Here is a 20,744-nt window from a genome sequence, read left to right as displayed (position 1 = left end):
AAAAAGTAAAAATATAGAGATTATGCTATTTCTGAAATTATTTCTGATATTTACCAAGATTGGTACATTTAATTTTGGTGGCGGATATGCGATGCTTTCGCTCATCCATAACGAGACGGTAGTGAAGAACCATTGGCTTACCAATGCTGAGTTTACGGATATTGTGGCTATCAGCCAGTCTACACCGGGACCTATCGGCATCAACTGTGCCACCTACGTAGGTTATACCGCCTGCCTTCACGACGGCTATCCTACCTGGGCAGCCTGTCTGGGTTCGGTATTGGCTTCGCTCTCCATCATGTGGCTGCCTTTCATCATCATGATTCTCATCAGCCGCTATCTGATTACGCACAAGGATTCTAAAATCGTAAAGGATATCTTTGCGGGACTCCGCCCTGCCATCATCGGACTGATAGCTGCTGCCGCCGTTCTCCTGATGAATAAAGAGAACTTCGGATCACCAACCGACAATCCGTTTGTCTTCGGAGCAAGCATCGTGCTGTTTCTGGCTGCTTTCTACTTCACAAAATTCAGAAAGACCAACCCTATCCTGCTGCTTTTCATCTGCGGTATCATCGGAATGGTTATCTTCTAAACATCGCCCTGCGGTCTGAACCAACGGCCTCCAGCCGATGGGAAAGACAAGGGGCTGATGGCTTCAGATAGGGACAAAAAAAAATTGATTGTCTCACGACAACCAATCTTTTATTAACCTTAATAATCTAATACCATGAAAAACACGATGCAAAGGTACAAATAATCTTGTAACCTGCAATAGTTTATACCTAAAAACTTCAAGAATTTAACTCTCCTTAAAAATTTTACCATTCCAATTAAATTTTCTTTGCACTTTTATTGCATTTACAGCCTTCTTATCGTCAGCAGGCAGGAAAGGTAAAGCCAAGCGCACTACGAGGCTGTTTTCGTGTTGCAGGAGCAGAGCACTCACGATTTTGAGTTCAATTTTCCCCTTGAGTTCCTCAAACTTAGCCTCGCTCATCGTATCGTGTTTGGCAACAAGTCCGGAAGCCAGTTGCTGCAAAGATTTCCCATCGAAAATCCTGCTGGCATCCTGCTCTTGCCAATCCTGATTAAAGAGATAGAGTTCACTCTCCTTCTCTACTCCGGCAAAGGTTTTCACCACGCAAAGCAGCGAATCGCCGTTAGCCGATGGCAGTTTCTTCATCTGCAAAGTAGCGCTCTTGCTTGTTCTCAACTGAGCGAAATCAGCAGTCAGCGTATCCATCACACTCGTTTCACCTAACAGATTCTTCACTTCTGCCTTCACTCCCATCTCCTGTAGCTCAGTAAATTCCAGCCGTAGGTTGTGGTTGAGATAAGGCACAACAGAATCGGGCATCGAAACCAGCAAGTCCTTCATCGACTTGGCTTCCATGCCCATACTTGCCATCATCAGGCAAGCACATAATATATATTTTATCTTCTTCATCACTACAATTCCTTAGACCACTTCTTTCCCCAAGGAGTAAAGAGCCATGCAAGAAAGGCCAATGCTACTATTGAGCAAACGGCAAAAGTTAAAGCTAAAGTATTCATATATTTATCTTTTAGAAATTAACAAACCTATTATAAATAAAATGACAGTTAAGAAAACACCCCAAAATATCGCCCAGTAAGAATCTTCCTGATTGGTCTGAACTATACCAAACAGAGCCGCCATCCCACCTAATACCATTACAGTAAAAGTGGATTTACTCATATCAAAGAAATACTTTACTACTGTTTCTCTGACAAACTTTGCCTTTTCCTTTTCTTCTTTTGCTGCCATATTTCTCTATTTTCCGACAAAATTACGGAAAATAAATGTAATCTGCAAATGATTTGCTCATTTTCTTTCGAAATTTAACCTAAAAAAGACGAAAAAGAGGAAAGCGCTTCATTACGAAACACTTTCCTCTAATTATCTAATCATTAATCGTACAATCTTCTTTCAGAAGAGATTTACTCCTCTACAGCAGCCTGTGCCGCAGCAAGTCTGGCGATAGGCACGCGGAATGGAGAGCAAGATGCGTAGTTCATGCCGACCTTAGCGCAGAACTTAACAGATGATGGCTCGCCACCATGCTCACCGCAGATACCTGTGCGGAGGTTAGGACGGGTAGCACGACCATTCTCTACTGCCATCTTGATGAGTTGACCAACACCCTCCTGGTCGAGAACCTGGAATGGGTCAACCTTCAAGATCTTCTTCTCCATGTAGGCAGGGAGGAAGGAAGCGATGTCATCACGAGAATAACCGAAAGTCATCTGTGTCAAGTCGTTAGTACCGAATGAGAAGTACTGAGCCTCCTCTGCAATCTGACCTGCTGTAAGGGCAGCACGAGGAATCTCAATCATAGTACCAATCTCAAATTCTACCTCTACGCCGTACTCAGCGAATACCTCCTTAGAAGTAGCGAGGATGATAGACTTCTGCTGCTTAAGCTCCTGAACGGTACCGATGAGCGGAACCATGATTTCAGGACATGGGTTGTAACCCTCCTTCTTCAACTCGCAGGCTGCACCGAGGATGGCACGGGTCTGCATAGCTGTAATCTCTGGGAATGTGATACCAAGACGGCAACCGCGATGACCGAGCATAGGGTTGTTCTCTGCCAGAGAGTTTACACGCTTCTTGATTTCCTCTACGCTTACGCCCATCTCCTTAGCCATGGTCTGCTGACCAGCCAAATCGTGAGGTACGAACTCGTGGAGAGGTGGGTCGAGCAAGCGGATATTCACGTGGCAGCCATCCATTGCCTTGAGGATTCCATAGAAGTCAGCCTTCTGATATGGGAGGAGCTTGGCAAGTGCCTTCTCACGACCCTCAACAGAGTCTGCCAGAATCATCTCACGCATAGCTACAATCTTCTGATCATCGAAGAACATGTGCTCTGTACGTGTCAGACCGATACCCTTGGCACCGAATGCACGGGCTACCTCAGCATCGTGTGGAGTATCCGCATTGGTACGGATTTCCATCTTTGTATATTTGTCGCAGAGGTCCATCAGCTCCTTGAAGTCGCCTGAAAGTTCTGCAGCCTTTGTCTCAATCTGTCCTGCGTAAACCTGACCTGTAGTACCGTTCAGAGAGATGTAATCACCCTCCTTGTAAACTACGCCCTCAATCTCAACTGTCTTAGTCTTGTAGTCAACGTTGATAGAGCCAGCACCAGATACACAGCACTTACCCATACCACGGGCTACAACGGCAGCGTGAGAAGTCATACCACCACGAGCGGTAAGGATACCCTCGGCAGCCGACATACCAGCGAGGTCTTCTGGAGATGTTTCGATACGAACCATGATGACCTTCTTGCCGTCCTCATGCCACTCCTGAGCATCGTCAGCGTGGAATACAATCTGACCGCAGGCAGCACCTGGAGATGCAGGGAGACCCTGTGTGATGACCTTAGCCTTAGAGAGAGCCAGCTTATCGAATACCGGATGCAAAAGCTCATCGAGCTTCTGAGGCTCACAGCGCAGGATAGCAGTCTTCTCATCAATCATACCCTCGTGGAGGAGATCCATGGCAATCTTCACCATAGCTGTACCTGTACGCTTACCATTACGAGTCTGGAGGAACCAGAGTTTGCCTTCCTGTACGGTGAACTCCATATCCTGCATATCGTGATAGTGGTGCTCCAGCTTATCCTGCAGCGCATCGAGTTCCTTATAGAGTTCAGGCATAGCCTCTTCCATAGAAGGATACTTGGCAGCACGCTCCTCTTCAGAGATACCGGCACGCTCGGCCCAGCGCTGAGAACCAATCTTTGTAATCTGCTGTGGAGTACGGATACCGGCTACCACGTCCTCACCCTGTGCATTGATAAGATACTCACCATTGAAGAGATTCTCACCATTACCAGCGTCACGTGAGAAGCAAACACCTGTAGCAGATGTATCGCCCATGTTACCGAATACCATCGCCATGACAGATACGGCAGTACCCCACTCATCAGGAATACCTTCCATCTTGCGGTAGAGGATAGCACGCTCGTTCATCCAAGAACGGAATACAGCGCAGATAGCGCCCCAGAGCTGATCGATTGGGTTGGTAGGGAAATCCTGACCGGTCTGCTCCTTGATGGCAGCCTTGAAGAGTTCAACGAGCTTCTTGAGCGACTCTACAGAGAGGTCCTTGTCAAGAGTAACGCCCTGCTCTTCCTTCACCTTTTCGATGATAGCCTCAAATGGGTCGATATCTTCCTTGTTTACAGGCTTCAATCCCATAACGACGTCACCGTACATCTGTACGAAACGGCGATATGAATCGTATACGAAATGAGGATTACCGGTCTTCTTGACCAATCCCTCAGCTACTTCGTCATTCAAACCGAGGTTGAGGATGGTATCCATCATACCAGGCATAGATGCGCGAGCACCTGAGCGTACTGATACGAGGAGTGGATTCTCTACAGAACCGAACTTGCTGTTCATCAATGCCTCAGTATGAGCCACAGCAGCCTTCACTTCGTCCTGAAGAAGTTCTTTGATTTTTTCCTCACCCACTTCATAATATTCATTACAAGTGTCTGTTGTAATGGTGAAACCTGGAGGAACAGGTACACCAATCAGGTTCATTTCGGCAAGGTTTGCGCCTTTACCACCAAGTACTTCTCGCATTTGGGCATTGCCTTCTGCTTTTCCGTTTCCGAATGTATAAACTCTTTTTTCGTTCATAATTGTTATAGGTATATATTTTATTTCGTTTTACGTTGCTAACTATTAATTGTAATGCAAAGATACGATTTTTATTTGATACTACCAAACTTTTATACGCTTTTTTGCTATCCCGAGATTACATTTTATACTGTTGACGCACACACGGGCAGAAAATTAACAATCCCGTATACGATAGAAAGATATTTGACGAATCTGAAAGTGCGTCTCTCGGGATTGCAGCCTGCATTCTGATGTTTTTTACCTCCTCCCGATGCGCCCGAAACTGCGTCACGACGTAGCGATGGCTACGTCCCGACGCAGCGCCAGACACGTCGCGACGTAGCAACGGCTGCGTCGGGACGCAATTTAAAGGTAAAAGGATTGTGAGGCGATAACAAAAGTAACAAAAGTAACAGGTGACCTCTGATGAAAAAATGTGAATGTGAATGTGAATTTGAAATGTAAGTGAAGAAAAAAGAATGCATGTAATGATATAATATCATTTAATTCCAATATAATAAGGTACGCGCGTACGTACAATTAAAATATATACTATCAAAAATCATCAATAAACAGCCTTGACAAAAGGATACACATGACAGTCCGTTTTCTTCACTTACATTTCAAATTCACATTCACATTCACATTTCATCCCTTTACAACCACCGAATATTACCTGTTACTCTTGTTACTTTTGTTATCGCCCGATAATCTTTTTACTTTTTTACCTTTTTACTTTTTTACCTTTAAAAGCCTTTTTACCTTTACTCGCAAATAATTTGGGACAACTCTTGCATTTCTCATAAAATTGCAGTATCTTTGCACCCATAAAAAAATACAAAACATTATTATGGCAAGAAAACGTAAACCATTACCTCTGTTAGAGAACATCACCATCGAGGCAGTAGCAGCCGAGGGTAAGTGCATCACACGCGTAGATGAACAGGTCATCTTCGTACCTTTCTGTGTGCCAGGAGATGTTGTCGACTTGCAGGTAGTAAAGAAGAAACATAAGTATTGCGAAGCCAAGGTGGTTCGCTTCATCAAGAAGAGCGAGGTGCGACAGGAGCCTATGTGCGAGCACTTCGGCATCTGCGGCGGATGCAAATGGCAGAACCTGCCTTACGAAGAGCAGATCAAGGCTAAGCAGAAGCAGGTGGAAGACCAGCTCACCCGCATCGGAAAGATTGAACTACCTGAGTTCCGCCCTATCATGGGCAGCGTGAAGACTCAGGAGTACCGCAACAAGATTGAGTTCGGATGCAGCAACAAGCGATGGTTCACCGCCGAGGAACTGGCTCAGCTCCCTCAGAAAGAGGATGATACCGTAACATCGCTCAAGGAGCGCCACGCCCAGAACGCCATCGGTTTCCATATCACCGGAGCCTTCGACAAGATTTATCCTATCAAGAAGTGCTGGCTGATGGATGACCTCTGCAACGAAATCCGCAACTTCGTATTCGAATACGCTGATTCTCACGACTATACCTTCTACGACCTGCGTGAGCAGCACGGTTTGCTCCGCAACATGATGATCCGTAATTCGAACACCGGAGAGTGGATGCTCGTCTTCCAGTTCCACTACGATGAGGAGGGCGATGAGCAGAGAGCATTGGAGCTGATGCAGCAGGTGGCTGACAAGTTCCCTCAGATTACATCGCTCATGTATGTAGACAACCAGAAGGGAAACGATACCATCAACGACCTGGAACTCAGCCTCTTCAAGGGCAACGACCATATCTACGAACTGATGGAAGACCTGAAGTTCAAGGTGGGGCCTAAGAGTTTCTACCAGACCAATACCGAGCAGGCTTACCACCTCTACTGCGTGGCCCGCGAGTTTGCCAACCTTACCGGAGATGAGCTGGTTTACGACCTCTATACCGGCACCGGAACCATCGCCAACTTCGTGGCTCACAAGGCAAAAAAGGTAATCGGTATCGAGTACGTGCCAGAGGCCATAGAGGATGCCAAGGTGAATTCTCAGGTGAACAACATCGAGAACACCCTCTTCTATGCAGGCGACATGAAGGATATCCTGACCAATGATTTCATCGCACAGCACGGTCGACCTGACGTCATCATCACCGACCCACCACGTGCCGGAATGCACCCAGACGTAATAAACGTCATTCTGAATGCAGCACCAAAGCGCATCGTATACGTAAGCTGCAACCCGGCAACCCAGGCTCGCGACCTGCAGCTGATGGATGCGGAGTATAAGGTAGCTGCCGTACAGCCGGTGGATATGTTCCCTCATACCCCTCACGTAGAGAACGTGGTATTGCTCGAAAAGAGATAAACCTAGAAATCAAAATAGAAACAAGATGAAGAAAACCATCATCATGGCGCTCATGGCTGCAGCTTCGGTCTCAGCCAGCGCCCAACAGAAGCAGACCATCGAAATACCATCATGGTTGAGCAACGTGAAATTGTCGGGGTATGGAATGACCCAGTATCAGTACAGCGGACAGAAAGATGCTGAATCCAACTCATTCAACATCCGTATGGCGCGTATCTCTCTCGAAGGTCGCATAGCAGGCGACTTCTACTGGAAGACTCAGATTCAGTTCAACGGCAACACCTCTACCCTCGGTTCCAGTCCGAGAATGGTTGATCTGTTTGCTGAATGGCAGAAATATGAATACTTCAAGGTGAAGATCGGTCAGTTCAAGAACCCGTTCACCTTTGAGAATCCGATGCACCCTATCGACCAGGGCTTCATGGGATATTCACAGAACGTGAGCAAGCTGGCTGGTTTCAGCGACCGTGCCGGAGAACATGCATCCAACGGCCGTGACATCGGTCTTCAGTTCCAGGGCGATTTCCTCAAGAATGCCAACGGCAGAAACCTGCTGCACTATCAGATTGGTGTATTCAACGGACAGGGAACCAATACCAAGGACGTTGACCAGCAGAAGAATGTGATTGGCGGTGTATGGGTAATGCCAGTAAGCGGCATGCGCATCGGTGCCTTCGGATGGACCGGTTCTTATGCAAGAAAGGGAACTTGGAACGATGATGAACAGGGAAACATCATCTACGAAAAAGATGCTGCTGGAAATTCCGTTCTTGACAAGGATGGAAAACCTGTAAAAGAGACTTTCAGCGGTACCCGCAGCCTGAACCAGAACCGCTACGCCTTCTCTTTCGAATATAAGAAAGACGGCTGGACCGTACGTTCTGAGTATATCCACTCTACTGGCAAGGCTTTTGCCAAGAGCATCACCAACTTCAACGACGCCAACGCCAAGGACTGCAATCTGAATGCAAAAATCGGCAACAAGGCACAGGGTGTATATGGATTGGTTATCGCCCCATTGGCTCAGCTGCCAAAGAACAGCCGTATCGACGTGAAGGCGCGTTACGACATGTATCAGCCTAACGGCAAGAGCAACATGCAGAGAACCCAGTATGAGGCAGGTTTGAACTTCCACATCGGCAAGCGAATCTCTATCTTTACCGAGTATGCGCTCATCAACGACAAGACACTCGCGAAGCATAATTACTCCATGGCAGATGCCGAGGTTTGCTTCCGATTCTAAAAGATACAACAAAGGCTCGCTCCTCAACAGGAACGAGCCTTTATTGTGTTTACTGTCAACTACTTATCTTAGAATGAATAAGAGAATCCTACTGACATGAATTCCTTAAACTGCCAATAGCTATCATCATCCTTGCGCTTCACACCATCGTCGAAACGCGGATATAGGAAGATGTTGGTAGAAATATAGCGGTTAAACTGGAAGGTAATGGTGTTTTCCCACTCTATTTCAGCACGCTTGTAAGTGGTGTATCCCCAGAGACGGGTCTTCCACTTGATATTATCCGCTATCTGCCACGACAGGTCGAAGGTACACTCAGAACCGTAATCGGTCATGCCATGCTTCCCCTCATCCAGTCCGTACCGCGTAGCCAGCGACGCTCTGCCCACATACTTCCAGTTGAAAGCCAGAGGAGCCAGATGGGCACTACCCTTCAGGCGGTGATTGAACCAGTCTACATTATAATCCATACCGACAGAGAGGTTCAGATTGAATGGCGAGAAGAAATCGGAATAAACCGTCTTGTCATTACTCTTGTAACCATGCGTAAACTGAGTCTGCCCAATCAGCTGGATGGTATAATACCACTTCCTGGAAGCCTGCAGACCGAGTTTTCCGGTGTATCGTATCATATCGTCGCTCGTTTTCAGCGTATGAACCGTATCACCCTTCGAAGTCTGATAACCCAGGCGCATCTCCACCTTATTATCCCATTTTATCTTCTGCTTGTTATTGTAGTTGGCAAACATCGTCACTCTTCCGAGCACCGAATAATTGCTCTCACCACCCTTATACCAGTTGTCAGAAACATAGTTTTGCAGGAACTGCAGATAATAATCGCCACCTATGGTCCAGAAGTTAGGACGGGTGATGACGATATCCATCGGCGCCGCATCCACCTCAATCGCCTTCGGAGCCACCTGCTCTACAATGTCAGGATGATTCTTCTTCGGTTTGCTCTGCGCAGCCAGCGGTGCCCCCACCTCCTTGAGATGAGACTCAGTATTGCGCACCAGGTCGGGACGCTTGAGATATACCTCCATCAGCGTCTGGTCGAGCATCGTTCCGAGCGAATCCTTCACCCCATCCTGAGGCTTGAGTCGCAACATGCGGGCTGCCGGCCCATGATAGAAGGTGAGCGGCGTAAAGAGCTGGGCATATCTGCTGTCCCCGGAATCCATCTTCATGGAATCGATGCGCTGACGGCACATCAAGAGCGAGTCAGCATAGATTTCAGCCAACCTGTTCTTCGATGCCTCTCCGGGCGCCACCTTCTTCAATTTGCGCTGGGCAGAAACAGGCGTCAGAGCCGAAAGGAACGCAAGAACGAGTAATCCAAATTTTATTTTCATACCTTAATTTTATAAATTTGGGCACAAAGGTAATAAATAATTCATAAATCTATGCCCTTTATTAGAAATATTTTTGCTCATTTCACAAAAATGTCGTAACTTTGCACCCAAATAATTCTAATTTAAATTATAAATATCGTGGCTGAAACAAAGTACATCTTCGTAACTGGTGGTGTGGTTTCTTCTTTGGGTAAAGGAATCATATCTTCATCCATCGGTAAACTTCTTCAAGCAAGAGGTTACAACATTACTATCCAAAAGTTTGACCCATACATCAACATCGACCCGGGTACGCTGAACCCGTATGAGCATGGTGAGTGCTACGTAACGGTAGATGGTATGGAGACCGACCTCGACCTCGGACACTACGAGCGATTCACCGGCATTCAAACTACAAAAGCGAATTCTCTCACCACTGGTCGTATCTACAAGGCAGTCATCGACAAGGAGCGTCGTGGCGATTATCTCGGCAAAACCATCCAGGTGGTGCCTCACATCACCGACGAGATCAAGCGCAACGTGAAGCTGCTCGGCAAGAAGTATCACTATGACTTCGTGATTACCGAGATTGGCGGAACCATCGGCGACATAGAGAGCGCCCCTTACATGGAGGCTATCCGACAGCTGAAATGGGAGCTGGGCAAGAACGCCATCAACGTTCACCTCACCTATGTGCCTTATCTGAAGGCAGCAGGCGAGTTGAAGACAAAGCCTACCCAGCACTCCGTGAAGGAACTGCAGAGCGTAGGTATTCAGCCAGATATTCTGATTCTCCGCACCGAGAAGCATCTCGAAGAGGGAATCATGAAGAAGGTAGCAAGTTTCTGTAACGTAGACTTGGACTGTGTGATTCAGAGCGAAGATCTTCCTAGCATCTACGAGGTGCCTGTAAACATGCAGAACCAGGGCCTCGACACCGCCATCCTCCGCAAGATGGGCGAGCCTATCGGCGAAACACCTGCGCTGGGTCCTTGGAAGACATTCCTCGACCGCAGAAACAAGGCTACAGAGGTGGTAAACATCGGTCTCGTAGGCAAGTATGACCTGCAGGATGCATACAAGAGTATCCGCGAGAGTCTCTCACATGCCGGCACCTACAACGACCATAAGGTGAAGATTACCTTCATCAACTCAGAATATCTCACAGAAGAGAACGTGGCAGAACAGCTGAAGGGACAGGACGGCATCGTCATCTGCCCAGGCTTCGGCCAGCGAGGCATCGAGGGCAAGATTATCGCTGCCCACTATACCCGCACCCACGACATCCCTACCTTCGGCATCTGCCTGGGTATGCAGATGATGGTCATCGAGTTTGCCCGCAACGTATTGGGCTACAATGATGCCAACTCACGCGAGATGGACGAGAAGACTCCACACAATGTCATCGACATCATGGAGGAGCAGAAGAACATATCAAACATGGGTGGAACCATGCGTCTCGGCGCTTACGAGTGTGTGCTGAAACAGGGTTCACGCGTGTTCAATATCTATAAGAAGGAGCATATTCAGGAACGCCATCGCCACCGCTATGAGTTCAACAACGAGTTCCAGCAGGAATTCGAGAAGAACGGCATGATGTGCGTAGGCAGAAACCCTGAGAGCGACCTGGTAGAAATCGTAGAAATCCCAGGCTTGAAGTGGTACGTAGGTACACAGTATCATCCTGAATACCAGAGTACGGTGCTGAAACCACATCCACTTTTCATGGATTTCGTAAAGACAGCAATAGAAAACAAAAAGTAAATATTAGGAGTTAAAGGAGTGATCCCCTTTACTCCTTTAATTTCAAATTTTAAAAATGAACAAGAACAACATTATCGGTTTCCTCCTGATTGCCGTAGTGCTGATTGGCTTTAGCTGGTATAACCAGCCATCTGCCAAAGAACAGAGAACGGCATTCGTTCAGGACTCCATCGCCAAGGCTAAACATGCCGAGATGGAAAAGGCCAGCAAGGCTGCCGCTGCTAAGCGCCAGACTAATGCCAAAGCAAAGGTTGAGGCAGACTCAACCGCCCTCTTCTATTCGGCACTCAAAGGCCAGGCTAAGAAGATTGTATTGAAAAACGAGAAGGTAGAATTAACACTCAACACCAAGGGTGCTACTGTAGAGAAGGCTGTCATCAAGGGCTATGTGGGACACAACCTGCAGGTGAAAGACGGTTCGGCTGATGCCAAGGACGTAACCCTCTTCGACGGTAACGACCAGAGCCTCAAGTTCATGCTCGAGGCTAAAGAAGCCAACATCATCACCAGCGATCTCTACTTCACTCCATCCAACGTGACCGACAAGTCTGTCACCCTGACCGCTGTGGCTGGTGAAGGCAAGACGCTCACCATGACTTATACATTGGGCAATGACTACATGCTGCACATGAGCCTGCAGGCAAATGGCATGGCGGGTCTGTTCTCACCTAATTATAATAAGATGGATGTTGACTGGAGCGACAAGGCACGCCAGCAGGAACGTGGTTTCATGTTCGAAAACCGTTACACTACCCTCACCTACCATAATGCAGAAGGCGGTACCGACCACCTCAACGAAGGTAGCGAAAAGATTGACGAGAAGATAGAAGAAGCCATCGACTGGGTATCTTTCAAGAACCAGTTCTTCTCTGCCATCATCGTAGCAAAGGATAACTTCGAGAAGGATGCTTTCATGACCTCTATCCCTCAGGAGAAGGGTTCGGGCTATCTGAAGCAGTTCCAGGCTAAGATGAAGACAGCTTTCGACCCAACCGGTAAGAAGGCATCTGAGTTTGAGTTCTACTTCGGTCCTAACGACTTCCAGATTCTGAAGAATACCGAGAAGGAAAGTACCTTCGGCAAGGACTTGGAATTCCAGAAGCTCGTATACCTGGGATGGCCTATCATCCGCTGGATCAACCGTTTCTTCACACTATACGTATTCGACTGGTTGAGCAACGTGTTCCCAATGGGTATCGTATTGATTCTCATCACCTTGCTCCTCAAGCTCATCACCTACCCTATGGTGAAGAAGAGCTACATGAGTTCAGCCAAGATGCGCGTGCTGAAACCAAAACTCGAAGCTGCTACAGCTCAGTATAACAAGCCTGAGGACCAGATGCAGAAGCAGCAGGCGATGATGGCAGAATATGCCAAGTATGGTGTAAGCCCATTATCCGGTTGCTTGCCTATGCTGATTCAGATGCCGGTTTGGGTTGCGATGTTCAACTTCGTGCCTAATGCCATCCAGCTTCGTGGTGAGAAGTTCTTGTGGATGAACGACTTGAGTACCTTCGACCCAATCATAGAATGGAACACCAACATCTGGCTGATTGGCGACCACTTGAGTTTGACCTGTATCCTGTTCTGTGTAGCCAACCTGTTGTACTCTTGGATGACCATGCGTCAGCAGCGCGACCAGATGGTAGGTCAGCAGGCAGAGCAGATGAAGATGATGCAGTGGATGATGTATCTCATGCCATTGATGTTCTTCTTCATGTTCAATGACTACTCAGCCGGTCTGAACTTCTACTACTTCATCTCATTGTTCTTCAGTGCCGCAATCATGTGGACCCTGCGCAAGACAACCGACGACGAGAAACTCCTCGCCATCCTTGAGAAGCGCTATCAGGAAAACAAGAACAACCCTAAGAAGGCAAGCGGCCTGATGGCAAGAATGCAGGCTCTCCAGGAGATGCAGCGCAAGCAGCAGGAAGAGATGATGCGCAAACAGGCAGAACTGAACGAGAAAAAGAACAATCTCGGAAAATAAAGATTACCAGATAAAAATGAAAGCGTAATGGATTACCCGGAAAAGGTGTTCATTACGCTTTTTTTGTAGGATTACATACTTAAAGCCAAGAAAAGATTGTTAAAAAGCCCCAAATACTTGGCAGTGTAACTATTTTTAGTTACATTTGCAGTCAGATACATAAAGAATGTGGAAAATGAACAAGAAAGATAAACTTTTGAAACGCTTCTATAGCCTGCCGAAAGATTTCACTTTCGACGAAATAGTTAGTGTATTTTCCTGCTATGGGTTCCATCAGGAAAACAAAGGATCAACTTCTGGTTCAAGAGTCATATTTGTCAATGACATAGATGGTAATAGCTACATCATGCACAAGCCTCATCCTTCAAATATTATCAAAGGATATGTTATGAAACAAGTATTCACATTTCTAAAAGCTAATGGATATATTAACAAATAGGAGGAACATAATATGGGATTATTAAAATACAAAGGTTATACGGGTAGCGTAGATTATAGCGAGGAGGACAATTGCCTATATGGTAAGGTTCTCGGAATGAGCAAGGATATGATTACCTACGAAGGTCAAGACGTTAATGAATTACGCAAGGATTTTGAAGGCGCAATAGATGACTATCTTGCCTTATGTAAAGCCAATGGTAAGGCACCTCGTGTACCTTATAGTGGCAACTTAAATATCCGCATCACTCCTGAAATCCATAGTCGTATTGCGATGATGGCAATGCAAGCAGGAACAACCATCAATGGTTTTATCCGTGACACGCTAGCTAATGTGACAGGAGTTACTCCAGCCACAAACGCATAACATTACCCCCGAAAAGGTATAATTTGTTAAATGATATTATAAATTATACCTTTTCGGGGGTATTTTCATTTTTTATTCGTACATTTACCCCCGAAAGGGTATAATATAATATTATCCCATATATAATATTACCCGATAGGGTATAAAACAACAAGGATATGAGCAATACATTATCATCATACGTCAAGGAAATGCGCAAGCAATTCGGATTGACGCAAGTAGATCTGGCAGCGAAATCGGGCGTAGGCCTAAGATTCGTAAGAGAACTGGAACAGGGAAAGGAAACGCTGCGACTCGACAAGGTAAACCAAGTCCTCCTCTTGTTCGGTCAGGAAATCGGTCCCGTTCCCATCAGAAAAGAATAAAAAAACAAGATACAATGAAGAAAATATTATTATCATTTTTAGCAGCTATTGGCTTATCAACCACCAGCTGCTCTGCACAGGTTGACAAATCGGCCTCATCAGCAAAAACTGCTCCATCGGATGGTATCATCATATTGGCTCCACAGGCCTTTATCGACCAGGCAAAGGCAGATACAACCAACTTCCTTCTCGATGTCCGCACTTCCTAGGAATATGCAGAAGGACATCTGGCTGGTGCCCGACAACTGGATTACCTCAATACCGAGGCTTTCGATGCCGGCATCAGTAAGCTTGATAAATCCCGCAACCTACTACATCTATTGCAGAAGCGGAAAGCGGAGCCATGGTGCCTGCCTGAAAATGAAGTAGGTAGTACTATAGCACTATCTACTTATTAACAACTTAAAAGTAAACAATATGAAAAAGTTACTTTATATAATAATACCTATTGGTATTTTAGCAGTATTAAACCTACTTACTGATGAACAATGTACTATGGTAGGTTGGATATTTATCGGTATTTGGATTATTAAAATATTATCAGAAAAATGAAAAAACTTATTTATTTGTTACCTTTACTCCTTATAGGATGTAAAGAAGCACCTAAAGATTATTATTCAGCAGGAGAAGTTGAAGTAATAGAACCAGTAAAATGTATCACTAATGCTAGTGATAGTGATACTATTCCTGTTGATAAGACTCCTGAGAATACTAATCCTAATGAAGTTTCTCCAGAAGTAAAAGCGTTTTTAGATAGTCTTGATAAAGCAACACCATTAAGACATATGTTAAATGCCGAGGAAGCAGCTCCTCATGTAGTAAAAATAAGAGTAATAGAGTAATAAAATGAAGAAAAAGTATTTAATAACATTCTATAGTTCTAACTATTTTTAGTTAGAACTATAGAAGCAAGGCTTCAACGTATATGATATGGAAGGCGGAATCCTCAACTGGACAAAACTCGGAATGCCGATAGAAAGATAAAAAATACCCCCGAAAAGGTATAATTAATGTATCGGAAACATTAATTATACCTTTTCGGGGGTAATTTATATGAAGCGAATTTACTTCTTCAATACCGGCTCGCAGGTGATATCCACACCGAGCTTCTTGAAGATCTTCTGGTCTACATCACTCAGCATCACGGTGCAATGAGCCTGACAGCCGCGAAGCTTAGGCAACTGCTCCAATGCCTTCCTGCAGTTCTCATCATTCTCTGAAAGAACAGAAAGAGCTACCAAAACCTCATCCGTATGAAGACGAGGATTGTGACCACCGAGATAATTCACCTTGGTATGCTGGATAGGCTCAATCATCGACTGAGGAATCAGCTTCAATTCATGGTCGATGCCTGCCAAGTGCTTGGTAACATTCAGGAGCAAGGCGGCACTACAGCCCAGCAACTCGCTGCTATGACCGCAGATAATGGTACCATCCTCCAACTCAATGGCAGAAGAGGTATGCCCCGTCTCCTTCTTATGATTCTTGGCAGCTACCGTCACCTTGCGGTAATCAGTAGTAATCTTAGCCTGATTGAAGAGCATCTGAATCTTATTGATCTCATCTTCATTGCAAGCACCAGCCGCCATCTTGTTGGTAGCCGCATAGTAACGGCGGACAATCTCATTCTTGGATGCCTCGCAGCAAGCCTCATCATCAGAGATACAGAAACCTACCATGTTCACACCCATATCCGTAGGCGACTTGTATGGATTGCTACCATAGATACCCTCGAACAGCGCATTGAGCACAGGATAAATCTCTACATCACGGTTATAGTTGATGGCTATCTTGTTGTAAGCCTCCAGATGGAACGGGTCAATCATATTCACATCGTTCAGATCAGCAGTAGCTGCCTCGTATGCGATGTTCACAGGATGCTTCAATGGGAGATTCCACACAGGGAATGTCTCAAACTTAGCATAACCGGCACGCACACCACGCTTGTTCTCATTATAAAGCTGACTCAGGCAAACCGCCATCTTACCGCTGCCAGGACCCGGCGCAGTAACAATAACCAGCGGACGCTCTGTTTCAACATAATCGTTCTGACCGAATCCCTCGTCAGAGGCAATCAGACTCACGTTGTGAGGATAGCCCTCGATGAGATAATGGCAGTAAGTCTTGATGCCCTCGCGCTCCAGGCGCTGTTTGAAGGCGATGGCGGCAGGCTGGCCATTATAATGAGTGATGACAACAGAACCCACCATGAAACCACGGTTTTGGAACTCACCACGAAGACGCAACACGTCCTCATCGTAAGTAATGCCCAAGTCGGCACGCTTCTTGTTTTTCTCAATATCGGCTGCACTAATCACGATAACAATCTCGATGCTATCGCTGATTTTCTGGAACATGCGCAGTTTACTGTCAGGCTGGAAACCCGGCAAAACTCTGCTGGCATGATGATCGTCAAAAAGTTTACCGCCCAATTCGAGGTAAAGCTTTCCGTCAAACTGTGAGATTCTCTCCTTGATGTGTTCTGACTGAATCTTCAGATACTTCTCGTTATCGAAACCTATCTTCATACTACTTTAAATAAAACTATATCGCTATTATTTTGCAAATTTGACTGCAAAAGTACAAAAAAAACTGGCTATAGAACAATGTTTTACGCAAATTATTCTTAATTCTCAAGGATTTGCCGTATCTTTGCATCTTGCAATGGGCAGCATAACATGTCATATCGCAAAAACATGAAGTTTAAAAGAAAACATAACCGACAAATGAAAAAGAATTTACGTACCGCCTCTATCTGCGTGCAGGGAGGCTATGAGCCAAAGAACGGCGAACCGATTGAAGTGCCAATTTATCAAAGCACTACTTTCAAGTATGACAACTCTGAGGAGATGGCTATGCTCTTCGACCTGAAGAAGGAAGGCTACTTCTATACCCGTCTCCAGAACCCTACCAACGATGTTGTGGCTAAGAAGATTGCCGAACTCGAAGGTGGCGTGGGAGCCGTATTAACCAGCAGCGGTCAGGCTGCCAACTTCTATGCAGTATTCAACATCTGCGAAGCAGGCGACCATATCGTTACATCTAATGAGATTTATGGTGGTACCTTCAATCTCTTCGGCGTAACCCTGAAGAAGCTCGGCATCGAGTGTACTTTCGTGAATCCGAACGATAGCGAAGAAGAAATCCAGAAGGCTTTCCGCCCTAACACCAAGGTTGTTTTCGGCGAAACCATCAGTAACCCGGGCTGCGCAGTACTCGACATCGAGAAGTTTGCACGTATTGCTCACAAGAATGGGGTGCCTCTCATCGTTGACAACACCTTCGCTACGCCTATCAACTGCCGCCCATTCGAATGGGGTGCCGACATCGTTACCCACAGTACTACCAAATATATGGATGGTACCGCTTCACAGGTAGGTGGCGTGGTAGTAGACAGCGGCAACTTCGACTGGATGGCTCATGCTGATAAGTTCCCAGGTCTCTGCACACCGGATGACAGCTACCATGGTCTGACCTATGTGAAGGCTTTCGGCAAGATGGGCTACACCACCAAACTCGTAGCTCAGCTGATGCGCGATCTCGGCAGCATCCCTGCCCCAATGAATTCATTCATCCTCAACCTCGGTCTTCAGAGTCTCCACCTCCGTATGCGCCAGCATTGTGCAAATGCACAGAAGGTGGCAGAGTTCCTGCAGAACGATGAGCGTGTGGCTTGGGTTCATTATAGCGGTCTGGAGGGCGATGAGTATCATGCGCTTGCCCAGAAGTATATGCCAAACGGCACCTGCGGTGTTATTGCCTTCGGATTGAAGGGAGACCGCGAGACAGCCATCAAGTTTATGGATTCTCTCGACATGATCAACATCGTAACCCACGTAGCCGATGCCCGCACCTGTGTGCTCCATCCAGCCAGTCACACTCATCGCCAGCTCAGCGAAGAGCAGCTGAAGGAAGCAGGTGTTGCGCCAGATCTGATTCGCCTCTCTGTAGGTATCGAAGATGTAGAAGACATCCTCGATGATATCAAGCAGGCTTTGGATCAGATTTAAGACAAATAGGATACATAACAACAAAGCAACATTATAACAGTAAAATTAGAAACATGATTAAAGCTATGATTTTAGCTGCTGCGGCTCTCACGATGGGCACAGCTGCTGATGCACAGACTATGATTCAGAAAAATGACATCAAGGTAGAAAACCACCTGATGACTCCTGAGACTCTCTGGGCAATGGGACGTATCGGGGGCGCCGAAGCTTCGCCTAACGGCAAGCAGGTTGTGTACCAGGTGGGTTACTACAGTGTAAAGGAGAACAAGGGTCATCAGATGCTCTTCATCATGGATGCCAACGGCAAGAACCAGAAGGCATTGACCACGGATGCAAAGAGCGAAACAGATGCTGCCTGGATTCAGGGCGGACAGAAGATTGCCTTCATCCGCGACGGACAGCTCTGGAGCATGAACCCTGACGGTACAGGCAGAAAACAGCTCACCAACGACAAGTTGGGCATCCAGGGCTTCCGCTTCTCTCCTGACGGCAAGAAGGTGATCCTCATTAAGGAACTCCCTTACCACGGAACCATCAAGGAGAATCCTTCTGATCTTCCATTGGCTACCGGCCGTCTCGTAACTGATATGAACTATCGCCACTGGGACCACTACGTAGAGAGCCTTCTCCATCCTTTCGTGGCTGATGTGGCTGAAGACGGTACCATCAATGCCGGCGAAGACATCCTGAAGGATGAACCATTCGAGTGCCCTATGGCTCCATTCGGTGGCATCGAGCAGCTGGCATGGAGTCCGGATTCCAAGACCATCGCCTATACCTGCCGTAAGAAGGAGGGCGTTCAGTATGCCATCTCTACCGATTCTGATATCTATCTATATAATATAGGTACGCGCGAGACAAAGAACCTCTGCAAGGAGGCTGGCTATGTAGAGCCTAAGATTGATGCTACCAAGAGCATGAAGAACCAGGCTGTCAACGCTCCTGAGAATCTGAAGAACAATCCGGGTTACGACGTGAACCCTCAGTTCTCTGCTGACGGCAAGTACATCGCTTGGCAGAGCATGGCTCGCGATGGCTACGAGAGCGACCGCAACCGCCTCTGTGTTTACGAACTCGCTACCGGCAAGAAGAACTATGTATCAGAGAAGTTCGACTCTAGCGTAGAGGGCTTCGTATGGAACAAGGACAACAAGAGCCTCAGCTTCATCGGTGTATGGCACGGAACCCTGAACCTCTATCAGGCAAACTTCAAGGGCGAAGTAAAGCAGATTACCAACGAGTGGGCTGACTACGGAAGCATCTCGCTTGCCAACAACGGCAACAAGCTTCTTGCTACCAAGGCTAGCATGAGTCATCCTACTGATATCTACATCGTAACTCCAGGCAAGGATGCCAAGAGTACCAAGGTAGAGCAGATTACCCGCGAGAACGACCATATTCTGAACCAGTTGAATATGGGTAAGTGTGAGCAGCGTTGGGTAAAGACTACCGACGGCAAGCAGATGCTGGTATGGATCATGTTGCCATCTAATTTCGATGCCAACAAGAAGTACCCTACCCTTCTCTTCTGCGAGGGTGGTCCTCAGAGTCCGGTAAGCCAGTTCTGGAGCTACCGCTGGAACATCCAGATCATGGCAGCCAACGGTTATGTAGTCGTATTGCCAAACCGCCGCGGTCTCCCTGGTTTCGGAAGCGCATGGAACGAAGAGATTTCTGGCGACTGGACAGGCCAGTGCATGAACGATTATCTTTCAGCTATTGATGATGCTGCCAACAATCTTCCTTACGTAGACAAGAATCGTTTGGGTTGTGTAGGTGCCAGCTTCGGTGGTTTCTCAGTATACTATCTCGCCGGTCATCACAACAAGCGTTTCAAGGCATTCCTCGCTCACGATGGTGCTTTCAACCTAGAGAGCATGTACACCGATACAGAGGAGGCTTGGTTCTCTAACTGGGAATACGAGGATGCTTACTGGAACAAGGACCAGAGTGCCAACGCCAAGAAGACTTACGAGAACAGTCCTCATAAGTTTGTAGACAAGTGGGATACTCCAATCCTCTGCATCCACGGCGAAAAGGATTACCGTATCAATGCCAACCAGGGCATGGGCGCCTTCAATGCAGCCCGCATGCGTGGCATCCCAGCCGAACTCCTCATCTATCCTGATGAGAACCACTGGGTATTGAAGCCACAGAACGGCGTGCTCTGGCAGCGCACCTTCTTCGGCTGGTTAGACAAGTGGTTGAAGAAATAACATATAAAAAGGCTTGCTTCGAAAAATGAAGCAAGCCTTTTTTATATGTT

18 protein-coding genes are annotated in these 20,744 nt (G+C 46.7%); 13 read left to right on the top strand and 5 right to left on the bottom strand.

Annotated features, from left to right (window positions below):
• The first annotated feature begins 22 nt into the window (after window positions 1-22).
• The gene (locus tag ONT18_RS01735; RefSeq protein ID WP_022121159.1) at window positions 23-595 is read left to right on the top strand and encodes a chromate transporter; all 573 of its coding nucleotides are present in this window, start codon (window positions 23-25) and stop codon (window positions 593-595) included.
• Window positions 596-802: 207 nt separating this feature from the next.
• Here ONT18_RS01735 and ONT18_RS01730 read toward each other — a convergent pair whose 3' ends face one another.
• From ONT18_RS01730 to ppdK, 3 genes are all read right to left on the bottom strand, one after another.
• Entirely contained in the window at window positions 803-1,450 is a 648-nt protein-coding gene (locus ONT18_RS01730; protein ID WP_264903786.1) for a DUF3256 family protein, read from the bottom strand.
• Window positions 1,451-1,561: 111 nt separating this feature from the next.
• A complete protein-coding gene (locus ONT18_RS01725) occupies window positions 1,562-1,789 on the bottom strand; it encodes a hypothetical protein (protein WP_264903784.1) in 228 nt (75 codons plus the stop codon).
• 173 nt (window positions 1,790-1,962) lie between these two features.
• On the bottom strand, window positions 1,963-4,683 hold the full coding sequence (gene ppdK / locus ONT18_RS01720; RefSeq protein ID WP_264903781.1) for a pyruvate, phosphate dikinase: 2,721 nt from the start codon (window positions 4,681-4,683) through the stop codon (window positions 1,963-1,965).
• Between the two features lie 832 nt (window positions 4,684-5,515).
• On the opposite strand from ppdK, the gene rlmD reads away from it, so the two are divergent.
• Window positions 5,516-6,967 carry a 23S rRNA (uracil(1939)-C(5))-methyltransferase RlmD gene (rlmD, locus tag ONT18_RS01715; protein WP_118079781.1) on the top strand — a complete coding sequence of 484 codons (1,452 nt, stop codon included), beginning with the start codon at window positions 5,516-5,518 and terminating at the stop codon, window positions 6,965-6,967.
• A 25-nt stretch (window positions 6,968-6,992) separates the two neighbouring features.
• Window positions 6,993-8,210 carry an OprO/OprP family phosphate-selective porin gene (locus tag ONT18_RS01710; RefSeq protein WP_264903778.1) on the top strand — a complete coding sequence of 406 codons (1,218 nt, stop codon included), beginning with the start codon at window positions 6,993-6,995 and terminating at the stop codon, window positions 8,208-8,210.
• A 68-nt stretch (window positions 8,211-8,278) separates the two neighbouring features.
• On the opposite strand, the gene ONT18_RS01705 is transcribed toward ONT18_RS01710, so the two are convergent.
• On the bottom strand, window positions 8,279-9,562 hold the full coding sequence (locus ONT18_RS01705) for a DUF3078 domain-containing protein (RefSeq protein ID WP_264903776.1): 1,284 nt from the start codon (window positions 9,560-9,562) through the stop codon (window positions 8,279-8,281).
• A 138-nt stretch (window positions 9,563-9,700) separates the two neighbouring features.
• Between ONT18_RS01705 and ONT18_RS01700 the strand changes: the two genes are divergently transcribed.
• The 8 genes from ONT18_RS01700 (at window position 9,701) to ONT18_RS01665 (ending at window position 15,310) form a co-directional block, all read left to right on the top strand.
• Window positions 9,701-11,305, top strand: coding sequence for a CTP synthase (locus ONT18_RS01700; protein ID WP_264903774.1), 1,605 nt, complete (start codon window positions 9,701-9,703; stop codon window positions 11,303-11,305).
• A gap of 55 nt (window positions 11,306-11,360) precedes the next feature.
• Window positions 11,361-13,298 carry a membrane protein insertase YidC gene (yidC, locus tag ONT18_RS01695; protein ID WP_264903772.1) on the top strand — a complete coding sequence of 646 codons (1,938 nt, stop codon included), beginning with the start codon at window positions 11,361-11,363 and terminating at the stop codon, window positions 13,296-13,298.
• Window positions 13,299-13,473: 175 nt separating this feature from the next.
• Entirely contained in the window at window positions 13,474-13,737 is a 264-nt protein-coding gene (locus ONT18_RS01690; RefSeq protein ID WP_264903770.1) for a type II toxin-antitoxin system HicA family toxin, read from the top strand.
• 12 nt (window positions 13,738-13,749) lie between these two features.
• A complete protein-coding gene (locus ONT18_RS01685; RefSeq protein ID WP_117727056.1) occupies window positions 13,750-14,103 on the top strand; it encodes a type II toxin-antitoxin system HicB family antitoxin in 354 nt (117 codons plus the stop codon).
• Between the two features lie 158 nt (window positions 14,104-14,261).
• Entirely contained in the window at window positions 14,262-14,468 is a 207-nt protein-coding gene (locus ONT18_RS01680) for a helix-turn-helix transcriptional regulator (protein ID WP_118311311.1), read from the top strand.
• Window positions 14,469-14,482: 14 nt separating this feature from the next.
• The gene (locus ONT18_RS01675) at window positions 14,483-14,677 is read left to right on the top strand and encodes a hypothetical protein (RefSeq protein ID WP_218458474.1); all 195 of its coding nucleotides are present in this window, start codon (window positions 14,483-14,485) and stop codon (window positions 14,675-14,677) included.
• A 208-nt stretch (window positions 14,678-14,885) separates the two neighbouring features.
• Window positions 14,886-15,020: a hypothetical protein gene (locus ONT18_RS01670; protein WP_256620252.1), complete on the top strand. Its 135-nt coding sequence runs from the start codon at window positions 14,886-14,888 to the stop codon at window positions 15,018-15,020.
• A complete protein-coding gene (locus ONT18_RS01665; protein ID WP_264903763.1) occupies window positions 15,017-15,310 on the top strand; it encodes a hypothetical protein in 294 nt (97 codons plus the stop codon). The genes ONT18_RS01670 and ONT18_RS01665 overlap by 4 nt, the downstream gene beginning before the upstream one ends.
• Before the next feature lie 222 nt (window positions 15,311-15,532).
• Here ONT18_RS01665 and ONT18_RS01660 read toward each other — a convergent pair whose 3' ends face one another.
• Window positions 15,533-16,996, bottom strand: a complete 1,464-nt coding sequence (locus ONT18_RS01660) for a DUF1846 domain-containing protein (RefSeq protein ID WP_119229369.1) — start codon at window positions 16,994-16,996, stop codon at window positions 15,533-15,535.
• Window positions 16,997-17,194: 198 nt separating this feature from the next.
• Here ONT18_RS01660 and ONT18_RS01655 point away from each other — a divergent pair, with 198 nt between their 5' ends.
• Window positions 17,195-18,478 (top strand): O-acetylhomoserine aminocarboxypropyltransferase/cysteine synthase family protein, encoded by a 1,284-nt coding sequence (locus tag ONT18_RS01655; protein WP_022120665.1) that lies wholly within the window; start codon window positions 17,195-17,197, stop codon window positions 18,476-18,478.
• A 53-nt stretch (window positions 18,479-18,531) separates the two neighbouring features.
• The gene (locus tag ONT18_RS01650; RefSeq protein WP_264903761.1) at window positions 18,532-20,694 is read left to right on the top strand and encodes a S9 family peptidase; all 2,163 of its coding nucleotides are present in this window, start codon (window positions 18,532-18,534) and stop codon (window positions 20,692-20,694) included.
• The last annotated feature ends 50 nt before the right edge of the window (window positions 20,695-20,744 follow it).

It is taken from the genome of Segatella copri, assembly GCF_026015295.1.
Lineage (GTDB): Bacteria > Bacteroidota > Bacteroidia > Bacteroidales > Bacteroidaceae > Prevotella > Prevotella copri_C.
Note: the sequence above shows the minus strand (reverse complement) of the source record. Positions and strands in the feature narration are given on the sequence as shown.